The sequence below is a fragment of the Micromonospora sp. CA-111912 genome, assembly GCF_050948415.1.
GTDB lineage: Bacteria > Actinomycetota > Actinomycetes > Mycobacteriales > Micromonosporaceae > Micromonospora.
Genome location: NZ_CP192007.1, coordinates 1 through 23777 on the forward strand (window position 1 = coordinate 1; position 23777 = coordinate 23777).

Annotated in this window: 24 protein-coding genes, 2 tRNA genes and 1 pseudogene; 18 read left to right on the forward strand and 9 right to left on the reverse strand. The window is 69.7% G+C overall.

The genetic code is table 11. The features are described 5' to 3' along the window. From dnaA to ACQPZO_RS00025, 5 genes are all read left to right on the forward strand, one after another. Entirely contained in the window at nt 1–1854 is a 1854-nt protein-coding gene (gene dnaA, locus ACQPZO_RS00005; RefSeq protein ID WP_433345844.1) for a chromosomal replication initiator protein DnaA, read from the forward strand. 858 nt (nt 1855–2712) lie between these two features. Then, complete coding sequence (gene dnaN, locus ACQPZO_RS00010) at nt 2713–3846, forward strand: DNA polymerase III subunit beta (protein ID WP_387022268.1); 1134 nt, start codon at nt 2713–2715, stop codon at nt 3844–3846. A gap of 41 nt (nt 3847–3887) precedes the next feature. After that, complete coding sequence (gene gnd / locus ACQPZO_RS00015) at nt 3888–4760, forward strand: phosphogluconate dehydrogenase (NAD(+)-dependent, decarboxylating) (protein WP_433345846.1); 873 nt, start codon at nt 3888–3890, stop codon at nt 4758–4760. 16 nt (nt 4761–4776) lie between these two features. Continuing rightward, nucleotides 4777–5910 carry a DNA replication/repair protein RecF gene (recF, locus tag ACQPZO_RS00020; RefSeq protein WP_433345848.1) on the forward strand — a complete coding sequence of 378 codons (1134 nt, stop codon included), beginning with the start codon at nt 4777–4779 and terminating at the stop codon, nt 5908–5910. Between the two features lie 172 nt (nt 5911–6082). After that, nucleotides 6083–6649, forward strand: coding sequence for a DUF721 domain-containing protein (locus ACQPZO_RS00025; RefSeq protein ID WP_433351382.1), 567 nt, complete (start codon nt 6083–6085; stop codon nt 6647–6649). Between the two features lie 3 nt (nt 6650–6652). Here ACQPZO_RS00025 and ACQPZO_RS00030 read toward each other — a convergent pair whose 3' ends face one another. After that, nucleotides 6653–6880, reverse strand: coding sequence for a hypothetical protein (locus tag ACQPZO_RS00030; RefSeq protein WP_433345850.1), 228 nt, complete (start codon nt 6878–6880; stop codon nt 6653–6655). 103 nt (nt 6881–6983) lie between these two features. Between ACQPZO_RS00030 and ACQPZO_RS00035 the strand changes: the two genes are divergently transcribed. After that, nucleotides 6984–7466, forward strand: coding sequence for a MarR family winged helix-turn-helix transcriptional regulator (locus ACQPZO_RS00035; RefSeq protein ID WP_433345853.1), 483 nt, complete (start codon nt 6984–6986; stop codon nt 7464–7466). Here the strand turns inward: ACQPZO_RS00035 and ACQPZO_RS00040 are convergent. Next, on the reverse strand, nt 7451–8005 hold the full coding sequence (locus tag ACQPZO_RS00040) for a hypothetical protein (RefSeq protein WP_433345855.1): 555 nt from the start codon (nt 8003–8005) through the stop codon (nt 7451–7453). The two genes, ACQPZO_RS00035 and ACQPZO_RS00040, sit on opposite strands and share 16 nt — an antisense overlap. Before the next feature lie 528 nt (nt 8006–8533). On the opposite strand from ACQPZO_RS00040, the gene gyrB reads away from it, so the two are divergent. From gyrB to ACQPZO_RS00070, 6 genes are all read left to right on the forward strand, one after another. Beyond that, nucleotides 8534–10480 (forward strand): DNA topoisomerase (ATP-hydrolyzing) subunit B, encoded by a 1947-nt coding sequence (gene gyrB / locus ACQPZO_RS00045; protein ID WP_433345857.1) that lies wholly within the window; start codon nt 8534–8536, stop codon nt 10478–10480. 130 nt (nt 10481–10610) lie between these two features. After that, on the forward strand, nt 10611–13133 hold the full coding sequence (gene gyrA / locus ACQPZO_RS00050) for a DNA gyrase subunit A (protein WP_433345859.1): 2523 nt from the start codon (nt 10611–10613) through the stop codon (nt 13131–13133). A gap of 3 nt (nt 13134–13136) precedes the next feature. Then, a complete protein-coding gene (locus tag ACQPZO_RS00055; RefSeq protein WP_433345861.1) occupies nt 13137–14057 on the forward strand; it encodes a DUF3566 domain-containing protein in 921 nt (306 codons plus the stop codon). Nucleotides 14058–14208: 151 nt separating this feature from the next. Then, nucleotides 14209–14282, forward strand: a tRNA-Ile gene (locus ACQPZO_RS00060). 43 nt (nt 14283–14325) lie between these two features. After that, entirely contained in the window at nt 14326–14454 is a 129-nt protein-coding gene (locus ACQPZO_RS00065) for a DLW-39 family protein (protein ID WP_350880278.1), read from the forward strand. Between the two features lie 43 nt (nt 14455–14497). Further along, nucleotides 14498–14570: transfer RNA gene (locus ACQPZO_RS00070), tRNA-Ala, on the forward strand. Between the two features lie 64 nt (nt 14571–14634). Here ACQPZO_RS00070 and ACQPZO_RS00075 read toward each other — a convergent pair. The 3 genes from ACQPZO_RS00075 to arsB all read right to left on the reverse strand — a co-directional run bounded on the left by ACQPZO_RS00075 (nt 14635) and on the right by arsB (nt 16654). Continuing rightward, on the reverse strand, nt 14635–14850 hold the full coding sequence (locus tag ACQPZO_RS00075) for a hypothetical protein (protein WP_433351384.1): 216 nt from the start codon (nt 14848–14850) through the stop codon (nt 14635–14637). Nucleotides 14851–14958: 108 nt separating this feature from the next. Beyond that, nucleotides 14959–15366: an arsenate reductase ArsC gene (locus ACQPZO_RS00080; RefSeq protein ID WP_433345863.1), complete on the reverse strand. Its 408-nt coding sequence runs from the start codon at nt 15364–15366 to the stop codon at nt 14959–14961. A 280-nt stretch (nt 15367–15646) separates the two neighbouring features. Next, nucleotides 15647–16654, reverse strand: coding sequence for an ACR3 family arsenite efflux transporter (gene arsB / locus ACQPZO_RS00085; protein ID WP_433351386.1), 1008 nt, complete (start codon nt 16652–16654; stop codon nt 15647–15649). A gap of 204 nt (nt 16655–16858) precedes the next feature. Here arsB and istA point away from each other — a divergent pair, with 204 nt between their 5' ends. The 3 genes from istA to ACQPZO_RS00100 are packed head-to-tail and all read left to right on the forward strand — an operon-like array spanning nt 16859 to nt 19304. Next, nucleotides 16859–18286, forward strand: coding sequence for an IS21 family transposase (istA, locus tag ACQPZO_RS00090; RefSeq protein ID WP_433345865.1), 1428 nt, complete (start codon nt 16859–16861; stop codon nt 18284–18286). Then, entirely contained in the window at nt 18283–19044 is a 762-nt protein-coding gene (istB, locus tag ACQPZO_RS00095) for an IS21-like element helper ATPase IstB (RefSeq protein WP_120332325.1), read from the forward strand. The genes istA and istB overlap by 4 nt, the downstream gene beginning before the upstream one ends. After that, nucleotides 19044–19304 (forward strand): hypothetical protein, encoded by a 261-nt coding sequence (locus ACQPZO_RS00100; protein ID WP_433345867.1) that lies wholly within the window; start codon nt 19044–19046, stop codon nt 19302–19304. Before istB ends, ACQPZO_RS00100 begins: the two co-directional genes overlap by 1 nt. A 187-nt stretch (nt 19305–19491) precedes the next feature. On the opposite strand, the gene ACQPZO_RS00105 is transcribed toward ACQPZO_RS00100, so the two are convergent. Further along, nucleotides 19492–19866 (reverse strand): ArsR/SmtB family transcription factor, encoded by a 375-nt coding sequence (locus ACQPZO_RS00105; RefSeq protein ID WP_433345869.1) that lies wholly within the window; start codon nt 19864–19866, stop codon nt 19492–19494. A gap of 77 nt (nt 19867–19943) precedes the next feature. On the opposite strand from ACQPZO_RS00105, the gene ACQPZO_RS00110 reads away from it, so the two are divergent. Beyond that, nucleotides 19944–20096 (forward strand): hypothetical protein, encoded by a 153-nt coding sequence (locus tag ACQPZO_RS00110; protein ID WP_433345870.1) that lies wholly within the window; start codon nt 19944–19946, stop codon nt 20094–20096. Nucleotides 20097–20117: 21 nt separating this feature from the next. Next, on the forward strand, nt 20118–20573 hold the full coding sequence (locus ACQPZO_RS00115; protein WP_433345872.1) for an ArsI/CadI family heavy metal resistance metalloenzyme: 456 nt from the start codon (nt 20118–20120) through the stop codon (nt 20571–20573). A 669-nt stretch (nt 20574–21242) separates the two neighbouring features. On the opposite strand, the pseudogene ACQPZO_RS00120 reads toward ACQPZO_RS00115, so the two are convergent. The 3 genes and pseudogenes from ACQPZO_RS00120 to ACQPZO_RS00130 form a co-directional block, all read right to left on the reverse strand. Then, nucleotides 21243–21570, reverse strand: a pseudogene (locus ACQPZO_RS00120) (transcriptional regulator). An 83-nt stretch (nt 21571–21653) separates the two neighbouring features. Then, a complete protein-coding gene (locus tag ACQPZO_RS00125; protein WP_433345874.1) occupies nt 21654–22088 on the reverse strand; it encodes a contact-dependent growth inhibition system immunity protein in 435 nt (144 codons plus the stop codon). 62 nt (nt 22089–22150) lie between these two features. Beyond that, nucleotides 22151–22447: a hypothetical protein gene (locus tag ACQPZO_RS00130; protein ID WP_433345876.1), complete on the reverse strand. Its 297-nt coding sequence runs from the start codon at nt 22445–22447 to the stop codon at nt 22151–22153. A 322-nt stretch (nt 22448–22769) separates the two neighbouring features. Between ACQPZO_RS00130 and ACQPZO_RS00135 the strand changes: the two genes are divergently transcribed. Next, nucleotides 22770–23735, forward strand: a complete 966-nt coding sequence (locus ACQPZO_RS00135; RefSeq protein ID WP_433351388.1) for an L-threonylcarbamoyladenylate synthase — start codon at nt 22770–22772, stop codon at nt 23733–23735. Nucleotides 23736–23777: the final 42 nt, after the last annotated feature.

Genomic DNA, 23777 nt, shown 5'->3' on the forward strand with positions numbered 1-23777 from the left:
GTGGCCGGTACTACCGACCTTGCCGCGGTGTGGACCGCGACCACGGACGAGCTCGCCGATGAGATCATCTCCGCGCAGCAACGTGCGTACCTGCGGCTCACCCGCCTCCGCGCGATCGTGGAGGACACCGCACTGCTCTCCGTCCCGGACGCGTTCACCCGCGACGTGATCGAGTCCCGGCTGCGGCCCGCCATCACCGAGGCACTGACCCGGCGGTTCGGCAGGCCGATCCAGGTGGCCGTCACCGTTCGGGTGACCGAGGACGCGGCCGGACGCCCGGCGGGCACGGTCTACCGCAGTGTCCCCGACGCCGACGGCCCGCCCGGCTTCGACGGCCCGCCCGGCTTCGACGTCCGCGGCTACGACGGGCAGGGACCGGACCGGCACGAGCCGGAGCCCGGCTTCCCCGCCCCCGGGTACCCGGACCGGGGTGAACAGGCCCACGCCGGCCGCGGCCGACCAACCGGTTCCGGACGCGAAGACGCCGGTTACCCGGAGCACGACACGTCGGAGCACTCGTCGGCGGATGACGCCCCCGCGCGCTCCGACGGTCACCGGCCGGGGCTGGTGCCGGCCAGCCGGGACGCCCAGGAGCCGCTGTTCAGCGCCGCCTTCGCCGAACCGCCTCCGCCGGGCCGGCGCGGCTACGAGGGGCGCTCGGGTGCCGACAGCCGGCCCTACGAGCCCCGGTACCGCGACGCCGGGCCGACGAGCGGCCCGCGGCTGCCCCGCGACGGCGCGACGGACAGCGGTCCGGGGCGCAGCGTCGCGGATCACCGGCCCGGTGGCCGGGACGACCGACGGCCCGGCGGCGCGGAGGCCGGCGGGAACCGGCTCAACCCGAAGTACATGTTCGAGACGTTCGTGATCGGCTCGTCCAACCGGTTCGCGCACGCCGCCTCGGTCGCGGTGGCCGAGTCGCCCGCGAAGGCGTACAACCCGCTGTTCATCTACGGCAGTTCCGGGCTGGGGAAGACCCACCTGCTGCACGCCATCGGCCATTACGCCACCACGCTCGGCAACGCCCGCTCGGTCCGGTACGTCTCGACCGAGGAGTTCACCAACGACTTCATCAACTCGCTGCGGGACGACAAGACCAGCGCGTTCCAGCGCCGCTACCGCGACGTCGACATCCTGCTGATCGACGACATCCAGTTCCTGGAGAACCGCGAGCGGACCCAGGAGGAGTTCTTCCACACCTTCAACACCCTGCACAACGCCAACAAGCAGATCGTGATCACCTCAGACCGGTCGCCGAAGCAGCTCGCCACGCTGGAGGACCGGCTGCGGACCCGGTTCGAGTGGGGGTTGCTGGCCGACATCCAGCCACCGGATCTGGAGACCCGGATCGCGATCCTGCAGAAGAAGGCGGCCCAGGAGCGGCTGTACGCCCCGCCGGACGTACTGGAGTTCATCGCCTCACGGGTGTCGAACTCGATCCGGGAGTTGGAGGGGGCGCTGATCCGCGTCACCGCGTTCGCCAGCCTCACCCGGTCGACCGTGGAGCTCTCGCTGGCCGAGGAGGTGCTGCGGGACTTCATCCCCGACGGCGCCGGCCCCGAGATCACCGCGGACCAGATCATGGTCTCCACCGCCGACTACTTCGGGGTCAGCCTGGAGGACCTGCGCGGGCACTCCCGCTCCCGGGTGCTGGTCAACGCCCGCCAGGTGGCCATGTACCTGTGCCGCGAGCTGACCGACCTGTCGTTGCCCCGGATCGGGCAGGCGTTCGGGGGCCGGGACCACACCACCGTCATGCACGCCGACCGGAAGATCCGTCAGCAGATGGCGGAGCGCCGCTCGCTCTACAACCAGATCGCCGAGCTGACCAACCGGATCAAGCAGACCACCTGAGCCGTACGCCCGCCGCCTACCCGCGGCGCGAGAACCCGACGCCCGGCCGGATTCGGCCGGGCGTCCGCGCGTTCGGAGGCGGGTGACCCCGGACACATTCCGCCCGACGGTTCCGTTGTCCACAGGGCGTCCCGAGCGGTTCGGGCTCGACCCTCGACCGGGTTGACGCCACAGAATCGGGCGATGCCCGTCCACCGCCGCTGCTCGTTGTCCACAGTCGCGGCCGGTTTTCCACAGCCGGTTTTCCACAGCCGGTGGAAAACTACGGTCAGTCCCCCGCCGGTTACCCACAGGCTGTGGAAAAACCTGGGGACGAGCCTGTGGACGCCTGGGGACAACGCCTGCGTTGTCCACCGATCTGAGGGGTCCTGTGGATTTCCTGTTGAAGGTTCTGGGGACGACGGCGGTCCGAGCGGGTCGGCCCGTCCACAGGTCTGGGGAGAAAGTCGGTGGATAACCGGTGGATAACCGGTGGACAGCTGTGGACAACTGGGCGCTGCCGGGTGGCCTGTGGATCGCGGGGCCGGTTGTACCCCTGGTTCTCCACAGCCAATCCACCGGTGGATAACCTGTCTGACCTGCCCAGACGTCGGTTTTCCACAGTTTCCACAGGTGCGATGAAGACGATGGGTTTCTCTTCTATAGAGAAACAAAAACCAATCATCACCGTTGGGCTTCCTGTGGATCGGGGTCGGAACGGCCGGGGACAGCCCGTCCGGCACCGACGCGATCCGCGGGGTCGGGCGCACAGCCGATGCCCCCGCGCCCTAAGGTGCGATGGGACCCGCACGGTCGGGCGGGACGGTAGGCAGCGGTCGGCATGAGAGAGTTGTCGCTGACGTCGACGCGGAGGCATTGATGAAGTTCCGAGTAGAGCGCGACGCGCTCGCCGAGGCCGTTGCGTGGACCGCGAAGAGCCTGCCCAGCAGGCCTTCCGTACCGGTGCTGGCCGGCGTGATGCTCCGGGTGACCGACGGCAACCTGCAGGTCTCCGGCTTCGACTACGAGGTCTCCAGCCAGGTGACCGTCGAGGTGCAGGGCGACGCCGACGGTGCCGCGCTGGTCTCCGGGCGGCTGCTCGCTGAGATCACCAAGGCGCTTCCGGCCAAGCCGGTCGACATCGCCGCAGTAGGCGCGCATCTGGAACTGGTCTGCGGCAGTGCCCGGTTCACCCTGCCCACCATGCCGGTGGAGGACTACCCCGCCCTCCCGGAGATGCCGGAGAGCGCCGGCACCGTCGACGCCGCGGCGTTCGCCGCAGCCGTCGCCCAGGTCGCCGTGGCCGCCGGCCGGGACGAGACCCTGCCGATGATGACCGGCGTCCGGATCGAGCTCTCCGGCGGCAACCTGGCCATGCTCGCCACCGACCGGTACCGCCTCGCCCTGCGCGAGATGGAGTGGAACCCGGACAACCCCGAGGTGAGCATCAACGCCCTCGTGCCGGCCCGGACCCTGCACGACACCGCCAAGGCCCTCGGCCCGCTCGGCGGCCAGGTCACCATGGCGCTCTCCCAGGGCGCTGCCGGCGAGGGCATGATCGGTTTCTCCGGCGGCACCCGGCGCACCACCAGCCGGCTGCTCGACGGCGCGAACTACCCGCCGGTCCGCTCACTGTTCCCGAGCAGCCACAACGCCGAGGCCCGGGTGGCGGTGAGCACCCTGATCGAGGTCGTGAAGCGGGTCGCCCTGGTCGCCGAGCGCACCACCCCGGTGCTGCTCAGCTTCAGCTCCGACGGGCTCGTCGTCGAGGCCGGCGGCACCGAGGAGGCCCGGGCCAGCGAGGCCATGGACGCCACCTTCACCGGTGAGGCGCTGACCATCGGCTTCAACCCGCAGTACCTGATCGACGGCCTGAACAACCTGGGTGCCCAGTTCGCGCTGCTCACGTTCGTCGACGCGTTCAAGCCGGCGGTGATTTCCCCCGCAGGCGAGGATGGTGAGGTCGTCTCGGGGTACCGGTACCTCATCATGCCGATCCGCGTCTCCCGCTGATCGCACATTTCTTGATCCAGACGCAGCGGAGGTAGGAACAGATGCAGCTCGGCCTGGTAGGACTCGGCCGGATGGGCGGCAACATGCGTGAGCGGTTGCGCGCCGCCGGGCACGAGGTGGTCGGCTACGACCGCAACGCGGAGCTGAGCGACGCCGCGAGCCTGGCCGAGCTGGTCGACAAGCTCGACGCGCCCCGCGCCGTCTGGGTGATGGTCCCGGCCGGCGTCACCGACACGACCATCGACGACCTCGCCGGCGTGCTCGGCGCGGGCGACATCATCATCGACGGCGGGAACTCCCGGTTCAGCGACGACGGGCCCCGCGCCGAGCGGCTCGCGGAGCAGGGCATCGGCTACCTCGACGTCGGCGTCTCCGGCGGCGTCTGGGGCAAGCAGAACGGCTACGGCCTGATGGTCGGCGGGGCGCAGGAGCACGTCGACCGGCTGCTGCCGATCTTCGAGGCGCTCAAGCCGGCCGGCGAGTTCGGTTTCGTGCACGCCGGCCCGGTCGGTGCCGGCCACTACGCCAAGATGGTGCACAACGGCATCGAGTACGGCCTCATGCACGCCTACGCCGAGGGCTACGAGCTGCTCGCCAAGTCGGAGATCGTCACCAACGTGCCGGGCGTGTTCAAGTCCTGGCGCGAGGGCACCGTCGTCCGCTCCTGGCTGCTCGACCTGCTCGACCGCGCCCTCGACGAGGACCCGGAGCTGGCCGAGCTGAGCGGCTATACCGAGGACACGGGCGAGGGCCGGTGGACGGTCGACGAGGCAGTCCGGCTGGCCGTGCCGTTGAACGTCATCACGGCGGCGCTGTTCGCCCGGTTCGCCTCGCGGCAGGACGACTCGCCCGCGATGAAGGCCGTCGCCGCGCTGCGCCAGCAGTTCGGCGGGCACGCCGTCCACAAGCGCTGAGCGGTATCCACAGCCTGTGTACGTCCGCCGGCTCGAACTGGTCGACTTCCGCTCGTACGAGCGGGTCGGCGTCGATCTGGAGCCGGGTCCGAACGTCCTGACCGGCGCCAACGGCGTCGGCAAGACCAACCTGGCCGAGGCGCTGGGCTACGTGGCGACCCTGGACTCGCACCGGGTCGCCACGGACGCCCCCCTGGTCCGGATGGGGGCGTCCTCCGCGGTGATCCGGTGCGCCGTGGTGCACGACGGGCGCGAGCTGCTGGTCGAGCTGGAGATCGTGCCGGGCAAGGCCAACCGGGCTCGGTTGGGGCGCTCGCCGGCACGGCGGGCCCGCGACGTCCTCGGCGCGCTGCGGCTGGTGCTGTTCGCCCCGGAGGACCTGGAACTCGTCCGGGGCGACCCGGCCGAGCGCCGCCGCTACCTCGACGACCTGCTGGTCAACCGCCAGCCCCGGTACGCCGGGGTGCGCGCCGACTACGAGCGGGTGGTCAAGCAGCGCAACGCCCTGTTGCGTACCGCGTACCTGGCCCGCAAGACCGGCGGGTCGCGGGGCGGGGACCTGGCCACCCTCGCCGTCTGGGACACCCACCTGGCCCGGCACGGCGCCGAGCTGCTCGCCGGCCGGCTGGAGCTGGTCGCCGCGCTCGGCCCGCACGTCACCAAGGCGTACGACACGGTGGCGGCTGGCCGGGGCGCGGCCGGTGTCACGTACCGGCCGTCGGTGGAGCTGACCGACCCGACGCCCGACCGGGCGGCGCTGGTCGAGGCGTTGACGGCGGCGCTGGCCGAGTCCCGGTCGGCCGAGGTCGAGCGGGGCACCACCCTGGTCGGCCCGCACCGCGACGATCTGGTGCTCAACCTCGGCCCGCTGCCCGCGAAGGGGTACGCCAGCCACGGCGAGTCCTGGTCGCTCGCGCTGGCGCTGCGGCTGGCCGGGTACGACCTGCTCCGATCCGATGGCATCGAGCCGGTGCTGGTGCTCGACGACGTCTTCGCCGAGCTGGACGCGGGTCGCCGGGAGCGGCTGGCGGAGCTGGTCGGCGGGGCCAGCCAGGTGCTGGTGACCTGCGCCGTGGACGACGACGTGCCGAGCGGCCTGCGGGGCGCCCGGTACCAGGTCGGCGAGGGGACGGTGCATCGTGTCGGCTGAGCGGGAGCTTCCACCGGCCCGCCTCGGGCCGTCGCGCCCGGGACGTACCCCGGCTGGCGCGACGGCCGGCGGGGACGCGGCCGGGGGTGGGGGCGCGCCGCGCCGGGCCGGGCGGCGCGACGGCGGCCAGGCGGCACCGCCGGCCGAGGGTGCCGGGCGGCCCGACGGTCCGGTGGCCGACGGTCCAGCGGCCGCCGGTAGCGGCGCTGGGGGCGGCAACGACGCCTCCGCGGGGGCGGCGGGGCCGGAGTTGGCCCGGGCGGTGCTGGACGCCGCGAAGGCCCGCCGTGACTCGGCGGCCCGGACCCGTCGGCGCAGCGTGGTGTCCGGCGACGGCGAGGGCGGTCGGCGGCTGCGCGGCTACTCGGGCCCGGGGCCGGATCCGCGTGACCCTCAGCCGCTGAGTGCCGTGCTCAACCGGCTGGTCAAGGCGCGCGGCTGGGAGCAGCCGGCCGCCGAGGCGACGGTCTTCGGCGCGTGGGAACGAGTGGTCGGCTCCGAGGTGGCCCAGAACAGCCGTCCGGTGAAGCTGGAGAACGGCGAGCTGACCGTGGAGGCCCGGTCCACCGCATGGGCGACCCAACTACGGCTGCTCGCCGGTTCCCTGCTGAAGAAGATCGCCAGCGAGGTGGGCCACAACGTGGTGCGCAGGCTGCACATTCATGGCCCGGCCGCGCCGTCCTGGTCGCGTGGGCCACGCAGGGTCCGGGGCCGGGGCCCACGCGACACCTACGGCTGACGATCAGTGGCCGGGACGCTGAGCCTCTCGCTCGGCGCGTTTGCGTTCCCGCTGCTCACGGCTCCACTGCTTACGCCTTTCCAGGTCCTGCTTCCACGCCTCCCGGGCATGGCGCGAGCCGCCCTGCACCGCTCCCTGCACCTGGGAAGGGCCGGCGAGGTTGCGGAACACCCAGCCCATGAGGCGGCCGCCCCTGCCGGAGGAGTCGCCCACCTGCTTGTCGTCGCTCATCCGCCTGACCTCTCCCGCACCGCGCCCGGAAACACTTCGTGCACCAATAATTGGTACACCAATCGTTGCTAGGATCGCAACGGCGACGACGAGGAGGCCTGCGGTGTCCGACCAGCTTGAGGGCGATCCCCTGGCCCTGGAGGAGCAGGTGTGCTTCGCGCTGTCCGTGGCGGCTCGGGGCGTGGTCGCCGTCTACCGGCCGTTGCTGGAGCCGATGGGGCTGACCCATCCGCAGTACCTGGTCATGCTCGCGCTGTGGCAGCATGCGCCGCTGTCCGTACGGGAGCTCAGCCGCCTGTTGCAGCTCGACCCAGGGACGCTCTCACCGCTGCTCAAGCGTCTGGAGGCCAACGGGTACGTCCGGCGGGAGCGGGACCCCGCCGACGAGCGCAGCCTGGCCGTGACGCTCACCGCGGGCGGCGAGGCGCTGCGTGCCCGCGCCGAGGAGATCCCGCCGGCGATCGTGCGGCGGCTCGGGATGCCGATCGAGGAGCTGCGGGACCTGCACGCCGTCCTGACCCGGGTGATCGCGGCGACGAACCGGGCCGGCGCGGGCGGTGCGAACCCCGGTCAGGCGTCGGCGTAGACCGCGAAGCCGCGGTCGGCGCAACGGCGGTAGAAGGCCGCCAGCACGCCCAGCTCGGCGCAGGTGAAGTTCCACTGCGGCGGGTCGCCGTTCTCGTCGCGCAGCGCGTCCAGCCGGCTGCCCAGCCAGCGCAGCTGCTGCTCGGCGAGGCGACCGTCGGCGAGCAGGCCGCGCAGCACGGCGCTCACCGAGTCGAAGTCGACCGTCTCCCCGTGCGGGCGGTGCCCGGCCACGAAGCGCTCGACCCCGCCGGCGACCCAGGCGCAACCGTCCGGGTCGATCACCGGGTCCTCGTCCTCGGCGGCGGCTTCCGTGGCGTAGAGCACATTCTCCAGCCCGAGCAGGAGATCGACCAGCTCGGTGTACGCCGTGGCCCGGACGGCACCGGTCTTGGCGATGTGTTCCGCGAGGGCCGCCGTCGGCGCGGAGATCCGCGGCAGGTCGACGATCTCGCCGAAATCGACGAACTCGGCCGGTGCGACCGGGTCGTAGAAGCGGCCGGTCCGCGGCCAGTGCACCGCGACGTTGTCCAGCCCCATCTGGCGTCACCCCTTGAGAGCACGTGTCGGATCGTTCGGGTCGATCGTCCGGTTCCGACCGGAAAAGATCAAGACCAGCCACGCTGGGCGCCGCAAACGTACGCCCGTGGCGGCCCCCGACGCGACCCCGGCCCCTCAGCGCTCCGGCCCGATCGGCGGCGACGCCGTCCGCCGATCGGAGCTTGGCGTGTAGGGGGAGTCGCGGGTGGCGCGGTTCGGCCGGCTACGGAGGTCTCAGCCGCCGCGAAAGGGGTGCCGAGTGGCGGTTCTGTCGTCCGCGCACAGTAAGATTGAGGCGAGACGAAGACCCGACACGGAGCGACGGACGCGGGCCCACCAAAGGTCCGAGATCATTGTTCCACGTCGGGTCGAGCCGATCGCGATCCGCGGGCAACCGTGGCGACCGGCGTTCCGGCCCGTACCCCGGTTTCCACCGGTCTCGGGCCGCGCGCCGACGTCGCGTCCTGTCCGCCGAACCCGCGTCCGACGCGCCGCTTGCGGCTCGGGGGCGCGAGAAAGTGGCCGAGGGTGGCAGCGCAGGACAAGCAGGAGTACGGCGCCGAGTCGATCACCGTCCTCGAAGGGCTGGAGGCGGTCCGTAAGCGGCCCGGCATGTACATCGGGTCGACCGGTGAGCGCGGTCTGCACCACCTGGTGTGGGAGGTCGTCGACAACGCTGTCGACGAGGCGCTGGCCGGATACTGCGACACCATCGACGTGGTGCTGCTGGCCGACGGCGGGGTCCAGGTCACCGACAACGGCCGGGGCTTCCCGGTCGACCTGCACCCCAAGTTGAAGAAGCCGGGCGTCGAGGTGGCGCTGACCGTGCTGCACGCCGGCGGCAAGTTCGACGGCAAGGCGTACGCCGTTTCCGGCGGTCTGCACGGCGTCGGCGTGTCCGTCGTCAACGCCCTCTCCAGCCGGATGGCGGTGGAGATCCACAAGTCCGGCTTCGTCTGGCGCCAGAAGTACACCAACTCCAAGCCGGGCCCGCTGGACAAGGGTGAGGCCACCGACCGCACCGGTTCCACGGTGACGTTCTGGCCCGACCCCGACGTGTTCGAGACCGTCGACTTCGACTTCCAGACCATCTACCGCCGCATCCAGGAGATGGCCTTCCTCAACCGCGGCCTCACCATCCACCTGCTCGACGAGCGGGTCCAGGAGGGCGAGGAGGGCAAGCCGCGCGAGGTCACCTTCTGCTACAAGGGCGGCATCGCCGACTTCGTCCGGCACCTCAACGCCTCGAAGAACCCGATCCACAAGACGGTGGTCGAGTTCGGTGCCGAGGAGGAGGGCATGTCGCTCGAGATCGCCATGCAGTGGAACGAGTCGTACGGCGAGTCGGTCTACACCTTCGCCAACACGATCAACACCCACGAGGGCGGCACCCACGAGGAGGGCTTCCGGTCCGCGCTGACCGGCGTGGTCAACCGCTACGGCGCGGACAAGAAGCTGCTCAAGGGCGACGAGAAGCTCTCCGGCGAGGACATCCGGGAGGGCCTGGCCGCGATCATCTCGGTCAAGCTGGCGAACCCGCAGTTCGAGGGCCAGACCAAGACCAAGCTCGGCAACACCCCGGTGAAGAGCTTCGTGCAGCGGGTCTGCAACGACCGGCTGGTCGACTGGTTCGACCGCAACCCGGCCGAAGCCAAGATGATCATTACCAAGGCGTCCCAGGCGGCCCGAGCCCGGATCGCCGCGCAGCAGGCACGCAAGCTGGCCCGGCGCAAGTCGCTGCTGGAGTCCGGCTCGATGCCGGGCAAGCTGGCCGACTGCCAGTCCACCGACCCGCGCGAGTCCGAGGTGTTCATCGTCGAGGGCGACTCGGCCGGCGGCTCGGCCAAGCAGGGCCGCGACCCGCGGACCCAGGCGATCCTGCCGATCCGCGGCAAGATCCTCAACGTGGAGAAGGCCCGGATCGACCGGGTGCTGAAGAACAACGAGGTCCAGGCGCTGATCACCGCGCTGGGCACCGGCATCCACGACGACTTCGACATGGAGAAGCTGCGGTACCACAAGGTGGTGCTCATGGCCGACGCGGACGTCGACGGCCAGCACATCCAGACGTTGCTGCTCACCCTGCTGTTCCGCTTCATGCGTCCGCTGGTCGAGATGGGCCACGTCTACCTGGCCGCTCCGCCGCTCTACAAGATCAAGTGGAACAAGAAGGGTGACGACGCGCAGTACGCGTACTCGGACCGGGAGCGGGACGGGCTGATCGCGCTGCGCCAGCAGAAGAAGCCGAACGCCAAGCCGGACGACATCCAGCGGTTCAAGGGTCTCGGCGAGATGAACTATCCCGAGCTCTGGGAGACCACGATGAACCCGGGCACCCGCACCCTGCGGCAGGTCACGCTCGACGACGCGGCGACCGCGGACGAGCTGTTCAGCGTGCTGATGGGTGAGAACGTCGAGGCGCGTCGCTCGTTCATCCAGCGCAACGCCAAGGACGTCCGCTTCCTGGACATCTGACGGACCGGGCGGGCCGCCCCGGTCGTCCACCGGGCGGTCCGCCGATCCACAGGGTTATCCACAGCCTGGCCGGTTTCCACAGCGGTTATCCACAGCACGAAACCGACTCTGATTCTGATAAGGGTTAACAGTGACCGATACCCCCGAGTCCACCCCGAGCGAGCCCGAGGTCCCCGAGGCCGCTGCCGCCGCAGTCGTGGCGCATGACCGCATCGAGCCGGTAGGGCTCGAGGTGGAGATGCAGCGCTCCTACCTCGACTACGCGATGAGCGTCATCGTCGGGCGGGCGCTGCCGGACGTCCGGGACGGGCTCAAGCCGGTCCACCGCAAGATCCTCTACGCCATGTTCGACTCCGGCTACCGGCCGGACCGCGGCTACGTCAAGTGCTCCCGGGTCGTCGGCGACGTGATGGGCCAGTTCCACCCGCACGGCGACTCGGCCATCTACGACGCGCTGGTCCGGATGGCGCAGCCCTGGTCGCTGCGCTACCCGCTGGTCGACGGCAACGGCAACTTCGGCTCGCCCGGTAACGATCCGGCTGCCGCCATGCGCTACACCGAATGCAAGCTCGACCCGCTGGCGATGGAAATGCTGCGGGACATCGACGAGGACACCGTCGACCTCCAGGACAACTACGACGGCCGGGCCAAGGAGCCCACCATCCTGCCGTCCCGCATCCCGAACCTGCTGATCAACGGCTCCGAGGGCATCGCGGTCGGCATGGCCACCAAGATCCCGCCGCACAACCTGCGCGAGATCGGCGCGGCCGTGCAGTGGTGCCTGGAAAACCCGGAAGTCGACGAGGCGACCACCCTCGACGCGCTCATCGAGATCGTCAAGGGTCCGGACTTCCCCACCCACGGCCTGATCGTGGGCACCCAGGCCATCCAGGACGCGTACCGGACGGGCCGTGGGTCGATCCGGATGCGGGCCGTGGTGGAGGTCGAGGAGGACAAGCGGGGCCGCCCCTGCCTGGTGGTCAGCGAGTTGCCCTACCAGGTCAACCCCGACAACCTCGCCGAGCGGATCGCCGAGCTGATCAAGGAGGGCAAGCTCGCCGGCATCGCCGACATCCGGGACGAGTCCTCCGGGCGTACCGGCATGCGGATCGTGCTCGTGCTCAAGCGCGACGCGGTCGCCAAGGTGGTGCTCAACAACCTCTACAAGCACACCCAGCTCCAGGAGACCTTCGGCGCCAACATGCTGGCGCTGGTCGACGGCGTGCCGCGCACGCTGAACCTGGCCCAGTTCCTGCGGTACTACGTCGAGCACCAGATCGAGGTGATCCGGCGGCGGACCGCGTTCCGGCTGCGCAAGGCCGAGGAGCGGGCGCACATCCTGCGCGGCCTGTCGAAGGCGCTGGACGCCCTCGACGAGGTGATCGCTCTGATCCGGCGGTCGCCGACCGTCGAGGACGCCCGGCAGGGCCTGATCCGGCTGCTGGAGATCGACGAGATCCAGGCCACCGCGATCCTGGACATGCAGCTACGCCGGCTCGCCGCCCTGGAACGGCAGCGGATCCTCGACGACCTGGCCAAGCTCGAAATCGAGATCGCCGATCTCAAGGACATCCTGGCCAAGCCGGAGCGGCAGCGGCGGATCGTCTCGGAGGAGCTCGGCGAGATCATCGCGAAGTGGGGCGACGAGCGGCGGACGAAGATCCTGCCGTTTGACGGCGAGGTCTCGATGGAGGACCTCATCGCCCGCGAGGACGTGGTGGTCACCATCACCCGCACCGGGTACGCGAAGCGGACCAAGGTCGATCTGTACCGCTCCCAGCGTCGCGGCGGCAAGGGCGTCAGCGGCGCCACGCTGCGGCAGGACGACATCGTCAGCCACTTCTTCGTCTGCTCGACCCACGACTGGATCCTGTTCCTCACGAACAAGGGTCGCGTGTACCGGGCCAAGGCGTACGAGCTTCCGGAAGCCAGTAGGGTAGCCAAGGGCCAGCACGTGGCCAATCTGCTCGCTTTCCTACCGGACGAGCAGATCGCACAGATCATCGAAATTCCGAACTATCAGGTGGCCCCCTACCTGGTACTGGCCACGAAGAACGGCCTGGTGAAGAAGACGCGGCTCGAGGAGTTCGACTCCAACCGTTCCGGCGGAATCATCGCGATCAACCTGCGCGATGAGGACGAGCTGGTCGGTGCTGCCCTGGTCGGCCCGTCCGACGATCTGCTGCTGGTCTCCAAGAACGCCCAGGCGATCCGCTTCAACGCCACCGACGAGGCACTGCGGCCGATGGGCCGGGCCACGTCGGGCGTGATCGGCATGCGGTTCAGCGACGACGACGTCCTGCTCGCGATGGAGGTCGTCCGCGAAGGGCTGGACGTGCTGGTGGCCACGAACGGGGGATTCGCGAAACGTACCCCGATCGAGGAATACCCGGTCCAGGGCCGGGGAGGTAAAGGCGTGCTGACTGCGAAGATCACCGAGCGACGCGGTGGTCTGGTCGGCGCTGTGGTGATCGACCCGGACGACGAGCTGTTCGCGATCACCAGCAACGGTGGCGTCATCCGGACTCCGGTGAAGCCTGTACGCCGTACGCGTGACCGGAACACAATGGGGGTCAAGCTGATGGACCTCCCGGACGGCGTGACTATCGTGGCGATTGCTCGCAATGCCGACGAGCCTGACGAACAGGACTAGTTGATGACGGAGACACAGGCGAAGTCGGGGAACAAGGGGACCTCGGCCAACCCGGTCGACGAGGAGGCCGCCGCGAAGGGCGGCGCACCAGCGACCGGCCGCGCGGCCGTGGGCCGGGCGACGGTCCCCGCCGACGCGCCTGCCCCGAAGTTCACCCGGGCTCCCGGTATGGCACCGCCGCCGGAAACCCCCGGCGACGAATCGGGGGCCGGTGACAAGACGGAGACAGCCGGCGTCGACGCGCCCACCTCCGCGGTTGCTCCGGCTGCCCCGGCTGCGGGGGCGGGCAGCGCCGGCCGCCCGGGGACGACAGCGCCGATCCGGACAGGAAGCGGCCAGTCGACCGGCAGCGCCGCCACCGGCACACTGCCGCGTGTCGGTGGCGGCACGGCCAACCCGCGCCTGGACGGCACCCGTCCGAGCGCGGGGGGACGCCCCGCCAACGGCGGCGGGCTGCCGCCGGGGGTCGCTGGGTCGTCGGCCTCGGCCGTCGGGGCCGCCCGGGTCGGTGAGGCTGTACGTGCCGCGCGTACCTCGGTCAGCTCCGCCGCGTCCCGCGGGCCGCGGCGGGCCCGGCTGAACCTGAAGCGGATCGACCCCTGGTCCGTGATGAAGTTCGCCTTCGCCGTCTCCGTGGTGCTCTTCATCGTGGTGGTCGTCGCCACCTCGGTGCTCTACCTGGCGCTGGACGCGATGGGGGTGTTCCAGAGCGTCAACGAGAGCCTGAGCGACCTGGTCAACGCCGGCGGACAGAGCACGAGCGGCTTCCAGATCACCGCCAAGGGCGTGATCCTCAGCTCCGCCCTGATCGGTCTGGTCAACGTCGTCCTGTTCACCGCGCTCGCCACCCTCGGCGCGTTCGTCTACAACGTCTGCGCCGACCTGGTCGGCGGGATCGAGCTGACGCTCGCCGAGCGGGACTGATCGCACCCGACGCCGGGGCGCGCCGCGTAAAGCGGTCGCCCCGGCGTCGTGCGTCCGGGTAGTTTCAGGGGGTACGGCGAGCACGGACTCGCCACCGGCCCCCGATTTGGGGCGCGGCGGGCGGATGCGTTAACCTTGGCCGTCGCCACGCGGGGCTATAGCTCAGTCGGTTAGAGCGCAGAGCTGATAACTCTGAGGTCGCTGGTTCGATTCCAGCTAGCCCCACCGCACATGGTTCCGACGGCTGTCGAGCGCAAGGGGTCGCCCCATGTTCAAGAAGCTCCTGATTCTGGCCGGCATTGTCGGCGTGGCCGCCGTGGTGGTCAGGAAGATCAAGGTTTCGAACGACGAGCGCGCCCTGTGGCATGAGGCAACCACCGCCCCTGACCTGCGCTGATCATTTCTTCGACACTCAGCTCCCGGCGGCTTCGCCCGCCCTCGGGGCCCTAGCTCAACTGGCAGAGCACTGCCTTTGCAAGGCAGGGGTTAGGGGTTCGAGTCCCCTGGGCTCCACTCTTACCGCCTCTGATCAGGCGTTTCATCGGAACAAGATCAACGGGCACACGTAGGGCACAAGTCAGCTTTGATCTTGTGACCGCCTGGCGCCCTTGCTCGCACGCTGTGCCGCCGAGCTCAAGACCGAGCCAACGACGCCGCTAGGCCGGTCTCGCTTCGGGAGCCAGTGCACATACGTCTCCAGCGTGATCCGCAGCGTCCGGTGTCGAAGCAGGCGCTGCACCTCCTGCGGCTCAACGTGGTTGGTGATCAGCGTTGTGGCGAAGAAGTGCCGCAGAGCGTGCCTGGTCTACGTCGTGCCCGGGAAGGGCACGTTCGTCAAGCCAAACTGAGCAGATGGCGAACCACTGAAGGTTGACGTCTGCTCATCAGCAAACCGGTTTACTCAGCCTTGTGGCTCGATGCTGGCGATCAGGTCGGTGACTCGGATCTTGATGTCGTCGCGGACTTGGCGGGCGACGTCGAGGGATTGCCCGGCCGGGTCGGTGAGTTTCCAGTCTTCGTAGCGCTTGCCGGGAAAGACGGGGCAGGCGTCACCGCAGCCCATGGTGATGATGACATCGCTGGCTTCGGCGGCGTCCCAGGTGAGCCGGGCTGGGATCTGACCGGTGATGTCGATGCCCACCTCGCGCATGGCCTCGACGGCTATGGGGTTGATCTGGCCGGCCGGTTCGGAGCCAGCGGAGCGGACCTCGACGGTGTCACCGGCGAGGTGGCGGAGCCAGCCGGCGGCCATCTGGGAGCGGCCGGCATTGTGGACGCAGACGAAGAGGACGCTGGGCTTGTTGCTCATGGTGATGTTCTTCCTGTCAGACAAAGATCGGGCTGCGGCGTTCGATGAGGGTGACGTCGCGCCAGGTGCCGTGGTGGCGGCCGACGCGTTCGCGGGTGCCGAAGGTGCGGCACGACGATGGCGCCGGTGGAGTCTGCGGCGTGGGGGTACCAGGCGGCGAGGAGCTGGGCGGCGACGAAGCTGGGCGCTGAGGCCGGGGCGATGCCGGCGAAGGCCCGGCCGGCGGTGACGGTGGGTTTGGCGATTATCTGGACGGGTGTCATGCCCAGCAGGTGGAGCATCACGGGCGTGTCGCGCTGGTGGTGGCCGCGTCGTTGGGGAACAGGCGTTGGCGCAGGGCGAGGCTGACGTAGACCAGGGCGACGAGGACGGGCACTTCGATGAGTGGGCCGACTACGCCGGCGAGGGCTTGGCCGGAGGTGACGCCGAAGGTGCCGATGGCCACGGCGATGGCGAGTTCGAAGTTGTTGCCGGCGGAGGTGAAGGCGAGGGTGGTGGTGCGCTGGTAGTTCAGGCCGATGCCACGGCCGAGGGCGTAGGAGCCGGCCCACATGATGGCGAAGTAGGCCAGGAGTGGCAGGGCGATGCGGGCCACGTCCCAGGGTTGGGAGGTGATGGCGTCGCCTTGCAGGGCGAAGAGGATCACGATGGTGAACAGCAGGCCGTAGAGCGCGACCGGTCCGATCTTCGGTAGGAACGCGGATTCATACCAGGTGCGGCCCTTGGTGCGCTCGCCGAGCCGGCGGGTGAGGTAGCCGGCCAGCAACGGGACACCGAGGAAGATTAGGACGTTGCCGGCGATGCTCCAGCCGGAGATGTCGAGGTGCGCGCCGGGCAGGTGCAGCCAGTTCGGCAACACGGTGAGGTAGAACCAGCCGAGTAGGCCGAAGGCGAGGACCTGGAACACGGAGTTGAGGGCGACCAGGACGGCGGCGGCTTCGCGGTCGCCGCAGGCGAGGTCGTTCCAGATGATGACCATGGCGATGCAGCGGGCGAGCCCGACGATGATTAGGCCGGTGCGGTATTCGGGTTGGTCGGCCAGGAAGATCCAGGCGAGGGCGAACATGACGGCGGGGCCGAGGATCCAGTTGAGGATCAGCGAGGAGATCAGCATCCGGCGGTCGCTGGTGACGGTGTCGAGCCGGTCGTAGCGGACTTTCGCCAGAACCGGATACATCATGATGAGGAGTCCGAGGGCGATCGGCAGGGAGATGCCGCCGATGTTCACCGCATCCAGGGCACTGTTCAGCCCGGGAACGAGCCGGCCGAGCAGCAGGCCGGCGACCATGGCCAGGCCAATCCAGACGGGCAGTAGCCGGTCCAGGCGGGACAGCCGGGCGACCACCGCTTGGGGCGGTGTCGGGGTACGGCCTGGAGTGCAGAGCTAGGTACAGCTGATCTTGCAGAGATGCGCACTGTTTGTCCGTCGCCTGCGGGTGACTGAGGGTGAGGCTGCTCGGGTCGTGATCGGACCGGCGTGGGGTGGCTGGCGGTGGGGGCGTTGGATGAGCAGCGGTGGCTGGATGTGCGTCGGTTCCGGGCGCTGCACGAGGCTGGTGCGAGTGTCTCGGAGATCGCTCGTGAGACGGGCCTGAACTGGCGGACGGTGAAGAAGTACCTGGCTGCTGGTGGCGGCGAGGTGGTGCCGTCGGTTCGGGCGCGGCCGGCTCGTGGGCAGTTGATCGACGTGTTCGCGCACGTGGTTGATGCGTGGTTGCGGGCGGAGTTGCTGCTCAAGGGCACCGTGATCCACGAGCGACTGGTCGAGCAGTACGGGTTCACCGGCAACTACCAGCGGGTGAAGTTGTATCTGCAGCAGGCCCGGCCGCGGATCGCTGCGGAGTTGGGGATCAGCCCGGATCAGCTGGCGGGGCTGCATCGTCGGTTCGAGGTTGTTCCGGGTGCGCAGGCGCAGGTGGACTGGGGCGACGAGGGCGGCATCCTGGCTCACGTCGGGATCCCGAAGGTGTACTCGTTTCACATGGTGCTGTCGTACTCGCGGGATCCGTTCTGCTGCTTCACCACCAGTCAGGACCTGGCCGCGTTCTGGGAGTGTCACCGGCGGGCGTTCGCGCACTTCGGTGGGGTCCCGGAGGCGATCGTCTACGACCGGACCAAGACCGTGGTCCGCCGGCACGTCGCCCCGGGCCAGGCGGTGCCGCTGCACCCGGAAGCGGTCGCGTTCGCCGGGCACTACGACTTCGACATCGACGTGCTGGCCGCCTATCGGCCGACCGGCAAAGGGCGGGTCGAACGGCAGGTCACCATCGTCCGCGATCATGTCCTGGCCGGGCGGGCGTTCTCGTCGCTGGCCGAACTCGACGCCACGTTCGTGGCCTGGGTGCCGCAGCGGCGGGCCGTGCGGCATCGCACCCACGGCGAGATCATCGGCGTGCGGGCGGTCCGCGACCACGCCGCGCTGCGACCGATCCCCGCCAGGGCATATGTGGTCGCCGACCGGCATCTGCGACACGTCGGCAAGGACTGCCTGGTCGCCTACGCCGGCAACCTCTACTCCGTGCCGGCCCGACGGGTCCGCCACCGCCAACTCGTGGAGATCCGGGCGACCGCCGCCACCATCACCATCCACGCCACCGTCCCCGGCCTGGACGGCACCACGCTGCTGGCCACGCACCAGCGGGCCGTGGGCCGCGGCGCCCGCGTCGTCGACAAGAGCCACTGGGACGGTCTGCCCGACGGACACACCCGTGCCGTCACCACCGGCGACCCCACCAGCGGGCAGCCGACCACACGCCGACCGGACCGCCATGCAAGCGGCCAGGGACCGCTGCAAGCGCTGCTCAACCGGGCTGCCGCCGCCCAGATCGCCGTCGAGGCCCGGCCGCTGTCGGTCTATGAGCAGATCGCTGCGGCCAGCCCGTTCACCAACCGCCCACACCTGAAGGACGTCTCGAAGTGAGTGAGCTGGTCACCAACCGCATCCACGCCAGCGCCACCAAACTCGGCCTGCCCCACCTGGCCAAGACGCTGCGGGAACTCACCGGCCGGGCCGACACCGAGGCCATGGGCTACCTGGAGTTCCTCGACCTCGTCCTGGAAGAGGAACTCGCCGTCCGCGACGAACGCCGCTTCCGCGCCGGGCTGCGCCTGTCGAAGCTTCCGCACCACAAGACCCTCGACGACTACGACTTCAGCTTCCAACCTGACCTGGACCCCCGCAAGGTCCGTGACCTCGCGACGCTTGCGTTCGTGCAGGCCAAAGCCAACGTCGCGTTCCTCGGCCCACCCGGTGTCGGCAAGACCCACATCGCGGTGTCCCTCGCGGTCGCCGCCTGCCGAGCCGGATTCACCGTCTACTTCACCACCCTCGACGACATGGTCCGCCACCTCACCGCCGCCGACGCGATCGGCCGGCTCGCCCGCAAGCTGCAGACCTACCTACGCCCCACCGTCCTGGTCATCGACGAAGTGGGCTACCAGCCCCTCGAACGCCCCGAGGCCAACCTCGTCTTCCAGGTGATCTCCAAACGCTACGAGAAAGGCTCCACCCTGCTGACCTCGAACAAAGGCTTCGGCGAATGGGGTCAAGTCTTCGGCGACGAGGTCCTGGCCACCGCCATCCTCGACCGGCTCCTGCACCACTGCGACGTCGTCCCCATCAACGGCCCCAGCTACCGCCTCAAGAACCGCCTCACCGCCATCGAGAACGTCGCCTGATGCCCACCCCGGCCATGCCGGACGACCCCGCGGCCACCAGCGACACCCACCACGGCGACCTGCTGCAACTCCTGCTCCAGATCTGCGAGGACTTCCTCGCCCACACCACTGCGACGACCCACCACGAGGTCGACACCCTCCTACGCGCCCGCGGCATCACCGGCGGACCCGGATGGCTCATCGACATGCTCGGCCTCACCCGCCTACGCCTGCAAGACGCAACCCACCGTGACGAACAAGGCACCCACCACGACACCTGACCTCTGCAAGATCAGCCGTACTCACCTCTGCACTCCAACGAGTACCCCGACAGGCGGGGACGTGGTGTCGGCGGCGGTCATCAGCACTCCCGGAGAGATTCGGTGTTGGTGCGGGCGCGGTGGCCAGCGAAGTGAGGCGGGCGGCGGCCTCGATCACGTCGTGCAGTACGCGCAGGTGGTTGGAGTCTCACGCCGCGGTGTCGGCGGCGGGGGCGGTGGAGATGTCCAGCAACGCGCCGAGCTGCCGGAATGCCTCCGGCTTCACCCGGTACCACACCCAGGTGCCGCGTCGGTCGGCGTCGACCAGGCCGGCCTCGCGTAGCACCTTGAGGTGGTGGGAGATGGTCGGCCCGGAGAGGTCGAACGCCGGGGTCAGGTCGCAGACGCAAATCTCCGGCACGGAGGCGATCATCGACATCAGCCGCAGCCGGATTGGGTCGCCCAGGGCCTTGAACATCGGCGCGACCACCGCCGCTTGATCGGCCTCCAAGGGGCGGACGGCGATCGGTGAGCAGCAGGCCACGGCTTGGAGGTCCACCACCGGCAGCGCTTGTTTCGACATGACTCTAGGTTGACAGATCTCGAAACAGGGTGCAACGTAGGCCCTGCTTCGAAAAATATCTAGGCAAGGGTGAAGTGATGCTCAAGCTGTTCTCCCGTCGTCGCAACACCCAGGTCCGAGACGTGACGCTCTGCGAGTCGTGCGGGCAGGTTTGCACTGCGGATTGCCACGCCGACGCCCGCTACGAGCGCACCCGCACCACCGCTCTCACCAGCCACCACATCCGCTAAATCCGTCAGGAGGGGGAAACCATGTCCCGCGTCCAGCTCGCCCTGCGTGTATCCGACCTCGAAGGCTCCATCGCCTTCTACTCGAAGTTGTTCAACACCGAGCCGGCCAAGCTTCGCCCCGGCTATGCCAACTTCGCCATCGAGAACCCGCCACTGAAGCTCGTGCTCCTGGAGGGCGAAGCCGACCAGCCCACCGTGATGGACCACCTGGGCGTCGAGGTGTTCAGCACCGACGAGGTCGACGCCGCCACCAAGCGCCTCACCGACTCCGGCCTGATCACTCTCGAAGAGAACAGCACCGAGTGCTGCTACGCCCTCCAGGACAAGGTGTGGGTACGCGGCCCCGGCAACGAGCCCTGGGAGGTCTACACCGTCAAGGCTGACTCCGACCATCTGGAAAAGGTCGCCGCAGATGCCTGCTGCACTCCGGACGCCACGAAGGAGCCAGCCGTGACGGGTAACGCAAACTGCTGCTGACGGCGCGACGACGAGATGCAGACCAACCCGCCCGCAACGCCTGGCTTCCGCTTTAGATGCGAGCCAGGCGGCGGGCGGGACGGCAGCAGAACAGGGCTACCTGGCGGGAACCGTGCAAGATCAACGGGCACAGATCCGGCACAACTGAGCCCGGAAACCCGTGTAAAACGTCGAGAGGCGCTGACGGTTACGGCCCTGCTCAGGCGCTAGATCTGCCCGGTTCGGCGGGATCTCTACCCGGTCGCCGGCATTAGGGGTTCGAGTCCCCTGGGCTCCACCAGCACGAACATTGGTTGATCTCGGTCCCGAGTGCAGCCATTTGTGCAGCCAAACGGTCACGCCGACCCCTCCTCACCCAGGATTCGGTCAGTGGCTGAGGCAGCCACTGCAGTCCAGCCGTCGCGCGGAGCTGCTCAAAGCGCCGGTTCACGTTCCGCGGCTCCATCGGTGTGCCGATCGTCCTGGCGAACACTAAGCCGAAATCCGATCACATCGCCGGCGGGCAAGCCGCTCCTTCGCCTGACGCACCCGCTGCGACTCCCACACGCGGACAGCCAGCGTCGACACCGGCAGCGGACGGCCACCTGGCTGGCCCCGCGCTTGGGTAGCTGAGCTAGCTGGTTGCCGTTCGCCACGGTTTGCAGGACCATCGCCGGTTGGTTGGTGTCGCTACTGGCCCCTAGCCGTCTCGACCCGGGTGATCAGTAGCTTCAGCCGGGCGATCTCGTCGGCAAGGGCGGCGTTGCCTTTGCGGTGAGGGTGATCCAGGTCCGGCCGCGCCGGCCGGTGTAGCCCTTTTCGATCTGGACCAGGCCGGCCGTCTCCAGCACGCCCAGGTGCTGGGAGAGGTTGCCGGCGGTCAGCTCCAGCTGGGTGCCTAGGTAGCCGAACTCGACCCGGCGGGCCTCGTGCGCGATGGTGAGAATGCCCAACCGGACCGCTGGTGCACCACGTCGTCCAGGCCGGTGACCGGACAAGGCAGCCCGCAACCGGGCATGGCCGGCCGGCCATGCCCGGTGTATGAGCCAGAAGTTCGGTCTCTGCCCCAGACCCCGCTCTCTGAGGGATCGACTGTGGCTCTCATTGACCAAGGAACCGTGTCATGGCGTCGCGCAGCTGCCGGTTCGGGTCACGCGGCCTGAGGTCAGGATCGGAGAACGGGGGGCCGACAACGAGTTGAACCAGAGTCGACGCCAGGCGCTTCCGTTCGGCTCGGAGATTCGACCACACCGAGTCCGGTAGCCGCAGCACGTTGCGGAGCAGGTCGCCCGGATAGTAGTCGCCCTCGGCCAGAGGAGATCGGAGCAAGACTTGTACCGCAAGAGGCAGCAAGGCCGACACCCCGATTTGCTGACCGAGCATGATGCGCAGGTCTTCGACCGTGAACTCTGCTACCGGCTTGCGTCGCAGATCTGTGCAGCGTCGGACGAGGGTGGTGTCGTCCGGGCCGGGGTCCGGCCAAACGTCCCGCTCAAGCTGCTCGATGGTCGTTACGACTGTCAGGGTAGTCAGCACCGTAACCCTGGGGCACCCATAAAGTTGGCGAGAGGCGGCTCTCGGTGCTTCTGTCCGCGCCCTCAGATCCGCCGTTTCGTGCAAGCACCGTGGTCGGCCTTGCGCGGCCGGCGGTGTTTCCCGGCGTAGATCAGGGCTGCCAGGCCGAGGATGGCCAGGACAGCGGCGACGACTGCGTACACGGCAAGTCTGTGCTCGGCCGCGGCGATCTCTTCGGCCTGCTCCTCCACCATGCCGGGGGTCGGGTCCTGGTAGGGCAGTGACACCGCCGAGAGGTCCAGGAACGGGAGGCACGGCAGGCCGCAGGAGGCGACGAGGAGGAGGATGCCGGCGGCAACCGCCAGTCGGGCACGGGACATCGCGCCAGACTGCCACAGTCGCCGACCCCCGGACTCGAGCGCCCGAACGGTGAGCCGCCCGTCCGGCGGACCAGGCGGATCCGGGCGCGCGGCGGGGTCCGGGCGGGCCCCGGGGCCTACAACCTGCCGGAGAACCGGTACATCGGCTTCCTGTTCCGCCGGTACAAGGCCGGTTCCGAGTCGGAGTGCCGGGCGTACCGGTTCCTCAACGACAACTGAGCTGCGGCTGGTGGGGGGCTCGGGGGCGGACATGCCCCCGCCAGCCGTGCCCTCGGGACGGGCAGGTTAGCGTCGGGGCGTGAGCACCGGATCCCCACGCCTCCTGCCCGCCGAGGGCGGCATTGCCGAAGCCGCCTGCGTCCTGCGCGCCGGAGGGCTGGTGGCGTTTCCCACCGAGACCGTCTACGGGCTGGGCGCCAACGCCCTCGACGCCCGTGCGGCGGCCCGGATCTTCGAGGCGAAGCAGCGGCCGAGTTTCGATCCGCTGATCACCCACCTGGCCGACGCGGCTGACCTGGCCGGGCTGGTGGGGCGGGTGCCGGCGGCGGTGGAGGCGCTGGCCGAGCGGTTCTGGCCGGGTCCGCTGACGCTGATCGTGGACCGACCCGCCGTGATTCCGCCGATCGTCACGTCAGGGCTGGACACGATGGCCGTCCGGGTGCCGGACGAGCCGTCCGCCCGGGCGTTGATCGCCGCAGCCGGGGTGCCGGTGGCCGCGCCCAGCGCCAACCGGTTCGGCCAGCTCAGCCCCACTCGCGCCGAGCACGTGGTGGCCGGGCTGGGCGCGGCGGTGGACGTGGTGCTCGACGGCGGGCCGACCCGGTGCGGGATCGAGTCCACCATCGTGGACGCCCGGGGCGAGCGCCCGGTGGTGCTCCGGCTCGGCGCGCTGCCGGTGGAGGCCCTGGTCGAGGCGGTCGGCCCGGTGACCGTACGGTCGGGCAGCTCCGGCCAGCCGGTGGCGCCTGGCACGTTGGCCGCGCACTACGCCCCGCGTACCCCGTTGCGGGTGGTCGGGGCGGCGGAGTCGGTGGCCGGCGACGGTGGCCGGCGGGGGTTGCTGGCCTTCCGGGAGCGCCCGGCGGAAGGCGACTGGGTGGCGGTCGAGGTGCTGTCGCCTGCGGGGGACCTGACGGTGGCGGCGGCCCGGCTCTTCGACGCGCTGCACCGGCTCGACGCGGCCGGGGTGACCGAGATCGTCGCCGAGCGGGTTCCGGACGTCGGCGTGGGCCGGGCGATCAACGACCGGCTGGGTCGGGCGGCCGCGACCTGGCACCAGGGCGGCTGACGGCGGGGCCGGCTGGCGGGGGCGGGTGACGGGCTCGGTACG